General features: G+C 32.0%; 4 protein-coding genes and 2 pseudogenes. All 6 read left to right on the top strand.

The features are described from left to right. Positions 1-154, top strand: a pseudogene (locus KI356_RS22830) (ABC transporter permease); the annotation flags it as partial. 9 nt (positions 155-163) lie between these two features. Beyond that, positions 164-1,396: an ABC transporter permease gene (locus KI356_RS22825; protein WP_128283112.1), complete on the top strand. Its 1,233-nt coding sequence runs from the start codon at positions 164-166 to the stop codon at positions 1,394-1,396. Then, positions 1,397-2,047, top strand: coding sequence for an ABC transporter ATP-binding protein (locus KI356_RS22820; RefSeq protein ID WP_212936548.1), 651 nt, complete (start codon positions 1,397-1,399; stop codon positions 2,045-2,047). It abuts the gene before it with no gap. A gap of 258 nt (positions 2,048-2,305) precedes the next feature. After that, complete coding sequence (locus KI356_RS22815; protein ID WP_128283114.1) at positions 2,306-3,436, top strand: RNA-guided endonuclease InsQ/TnpB family protein; 1,131 nt, start codon at positions 2,306-2,308, stop codon at positions 3,434-3,436. A 167-nt stretch (positions 3,437-3,603) separates the two neighbouring features. After that, positions 3,604-3,762: a hypothetical protein gene (locus KI356_RS22810; protein ID WP_164881606.1), complete on the top strand. Its 159-nt coding sequence runs from the start codon at positions 3,604-3,606 to the stop codon at positions 3,760-3,762. A 55-nt stretch (positions 3,763-3,817) separates the two neighbouring features. Continuing rightward, positions 3,818-3,993 (top strand): annotated as a pseudogene (locus KI356_RS22805) (sugar ABC transporter ATPase); the annotation flags it as partial.

The raw sequence follows: 3,993 nt of genomic DNA, 5'->3' as shown, positions 1-3,993 counted from the left end.
ACTATATATTCAAATTTTGTTTATTTCTCTAATAGCGATGTTGTTGGTTTTTCTTACGTTTGTTGTTTTTATAATTTTCCTTACAATTTTTGTTACTGTAATCCCAATTAAGCACATTATAAATATATATCCTGGAAAACATTTAAGAACGTAGGTGGTCGTCATGTTTTTTATATTTGATTCTATACGGTCTGTGAAAAAACGGTTGTTACCAAGTTTGATTATAGTAATCTCTTTAATTATTGCATTTTCTTCAGCTATAGAATTTGTTAGTAACCTTTCGGGATATCGAAAAATGATGACAGTAGCAAATAATTTATCGACTAATAAAAATTTCTATGAACTTTATGCAACGCAAGATATAACGTTGTTTAGCGAAGAAAAAGCGAAAAGTGATTATCAACATTTCATTCAAGGGTTATCTAATACGATGCCAATAACAAATACAACAAATTATTTGTTCCGTAACTATTCACTTAGCTTAAAAAAAGAAAATGGAACGATAAAGACTCTTATTATTGATAAAGATATTAATAAATACTTTCATATACGACTTTCACAAGGAAGATATTTTGAGGAATCGGAATTTCATAAATCAGTATTTGATATTAGACCTGTTATATTAGGTGCTAATTATAAAGAAAAGGTATCTATTGGTGATGTCATACCATCTGGAAAAATGAAGCTAAAAGTAATCGGTTTTTTAGAAAAAAATTCACCATTTACATATCCTCGAAGCGGTGAAATATCGGATAATCGTATTACATTATTAGATGACATGGCTATTTTACCAATTGGAACAGAAGAAATAGAATTTTATAGTGTAGAACTTTTATACAATGGGCTAATTATAGAACCAAATGGAAAAGTGGATATAAATGAATTTCAAAAGAAAGTATTAAAGGTAACAGAAGGCAAGGGGTATTCGTATTATATTACAAATCCGAATAAATTGTTAGAAAATGAAAAGCAAGGCATTGATAATATGTCATATCCCTTATTATTAAGCGGTACAGTCTTATCTTTTTCATTTATATCTATTTTATTAACATCAATGGCCACGCTTTATATGGAGCGTAAAAATATTGCTATTAAATCAGCGTTAGGAGCAAGTACTTTTCAAATATGTCTTCCAATTATTATTGAGGATATGTTGTTATTCATTTTATCGATATGTATAGGAACTACGTATTTTCAATGGGAGAATAGCGGGGCGATTGAAATTCAAAAAGGGCTAGAAAATAGTACAGTATCTTTCTTTGGAACGCTACAAGTCTCTATAGAATCATTGATTGTTATAGGTGCTCTATCAATTGTAATGATCCTCATTATATATGCAATCATTTATTTCAATGTATTAAAAATAAAAAATACATATATGAAAGAGGTGTTATAGATGATTCAGCTCGAAAATGTGGCTAAGGGCTTCGGAAAGAGTAATTTTAGTGCTTTAAAAGATATTAACCTTACAATAGAAAAAGGCGAAATGATAGCTATTATGGGACCATCTGGTTCCGGGAAATCTACCTTACTTAAAATCATTGGCTTAATTGATAGTCCCTCTGCTGGAAAGTATTTTTTAGATGGAATGGATACGAGTACATTAAAGTCAAACTACCATAAGTATAGAAATAAGGAAGTTGGATTTGTATTTCAGAACTTTTCGCTACTAGATGATTATACAGTCATTGAAAATGTAATGCTTCCACTTGTATATAGAAGAATTTCTCATAAGAAACGTATGCAAATATCAAAAAGAATGCTTGAGATGGTAGGGTTGGAGAAGCATATAAATAAATATCCTAACGAGTTATCAGGAGGAGAACAACAAAGGACAGCAATAGCAAGGGCTTTAGCACAAGATACAAAAATTATACTTGCTGATGAACCGACTGGTGCTCTTGATCAAGAAAACGGGAAGAAAATTATGAGCATCTTAAAAGAGATTAATAAACAAGGAAAAACGGTGCTAGTTGTTACACATGATCAAAAGGTAGCTGCGTACTGCCAGAGGACAATACGACTACTTGATGGCAATATCCAATAAATATCATGGTATAATATGGATAAAAGTATGTGAAAATGTATATAAAGGATAACTAACTGTTACGATTTATTTAACTAATTATAACCAAAGTGAATTAAATATATCAGTAAGCCCTGCTAGTCAAGTGATTGGCTAGTAGTGAGGGTTAACTGCGGGCAATCCCTAAAGCTGATTGAACTACAAAGTGGCTAGAAATGGTGAGCATGAATGTCGCGAAAGCAGAAAAAATCAATCAGATGATTAGGGAGTTGACTTCTGATGATATTGGCGAAGAAAGTCAGACTGATTCCAACGCCTGAACAAGAAAAAGTGCTTAGAAACCATACTGGTGCTGCAAGATTCGCTTATAACTATTGTAAAAGAATGAGTGATAGATATTATAAGCTATTTGGAAAATCTGTTTCACAGTTAGCTTTACAGAAACGATTTACAAAGATCAAGAAGCGAAAGAGATATGAGTGGTTAAATGACATCAACGCACAAGTTCCCAAACAGGCTTCAAAAGATTTTGATAAGGCGAGAAAAAATTCGTTCAAAAAGTACAAAAATGGTTATCACACTTCTTATAAATCCAAAAAAGATTTAATTCAAGGATTTTATGCCAATTATGAAAGACTGATTATAGGAAAGAAAGTAGTTGATATTCAGTCTATTGGAGAAGTGAAAACAAGCCAACAACTACCAAGAAACAAAAAAACATCAAATCCAAGAGTTACATTTGATGGTCGTCACTGGTGGATTAGTGTAGGGTTCCAAGAAGACTTTGAATCACAAGAACTAACCAATGAGTCGATTGGTGTGGATGTTGGTTTAAAAGAGCTGTTTGTAGCTTCTAATGGTACGAAAGAACGAAATATAAACAAAGATGCCAAGGTTAAAAAACTTTTGAAAAGGAAAAAGTCAGCACAAAGAGATATGTCTAGGAGATTTAAAAAAGGTGTGAAAATTCAATCTGCCGGATATGAAAAAGCTAAAACTGAGCACCTGCGGTTATCTAGGAAAATTATGAATATCCGAAATAACCATATCCATCAAGCAACAGCTAAATTGGTGAAAATCAAACCAATGAGGATTGTTGTGGAAGACTTACCTATCTCAAACCTGTTAAAAAACAAAAAACTATCGAAAGCATTTTCATTTCAAAAATTAAACTTCTTCTTTCAATGTTTATCATACAAGTGCGAGAAGTATGGCATTGAGTATGTAAAAGCTGATAAATGGTTCGCCTCAAGCAAGATTTGCTCATGTTGCGGAGTAAAATACGACCATTCAGTTCAGCCAGAAGGACAGTGGAGTTTAAAGATTCGTGAATGGGACTGTGTTTCATGCAATAGCCATCACGATAGGGATGTAAATGCTTCGATAAATTTATCAAGATGGATAAAATAAATGCTTGATAATAGGAGGTAACGATACTGCCTCGTGTGGAGTGTTATACCCCTCGTCCCTTCGGGGTTGCGAGAACACGATGAAGCACTAACTTGTATAAATTTGATTGAATTGTATAGATTTAGTTAAGTTTATCGTATCGGCTTAGACATACTGGATTTATCATGATGCTTATTTTTGGTGGTGTATTTTTACTTCGTTTTCTCATTCATGATGAAATATTATTGGATCAGCTTATTGGTTTTAGTGTAGGGATGACAATGGTTATTTCATCAGTTTTCATTCAAAAGTATAGTAAAGAATTACAGGTGAATGAGAAATATTAATAATTTTTAACTTCTGTTATTTTTTTCATAGTTTAGGAATAGTGGAGGCTTTCGTGTGATTTTCTTATTTGTAGTATATTTTGTTTTCATTATGACGTTGTTAATTACGTTTCTTCTTTCAAAAAAGTCATATAAGAAGCCTGTTATTAAATATATACCAACGTTAGTATTGTTTATTTTGGCTTTCATTTCTTCTGTTATGTTTGTATTGAATAACGGAATGGGAGAGCT

The sequence above is a fragment of the Bacillus hominis genome, from assembly GCF_018332515.1.
GTDB classification, from domain to species: domain Bacteria; phylum Bacillota; class Bacilli; order Bacillales; family Bacillaceae_G; genus Bacillus_A; species Bacillus_A hominis.
The sequence above is the reverse complement of the archived record's forward strand: the minus strand, read 5'-3'. Positions and strand labels throughout refer to the sequence as shown.

Excerpts from the sequence above, each read along its gene's own strand:
- KI356_RS22825 (WP_128283112.1), top strand. The coding sequence starts at position 164 with ATGTTTTTTATATTTGATTCTATACGGTCTGTGAAAAAACGGTTGTTA.
- KI356_RS22820 (WP_212936548.1), top strand. The coding sequence starts at position 1,397 with ATGATTCAGCTCGAAAATGTGGCTAAGGGCTTCGGAAAGAGTAATTTT.
- KI356_RS22815 (WP_128283114.1), top strand. The coding sequence starts at position 2,306 with ATGATATTGGCGAAGAAAGTCAGACTGATTCCAACGCCTGAACAAGAA.
- KI356_RS22810 (WP_164881606.1), top strand. The coding sequence starts at position 3,604 with ATGCTTATTTTTGGTGGTGTATTTTTACTTCGTTTTCTCATTCATGAT.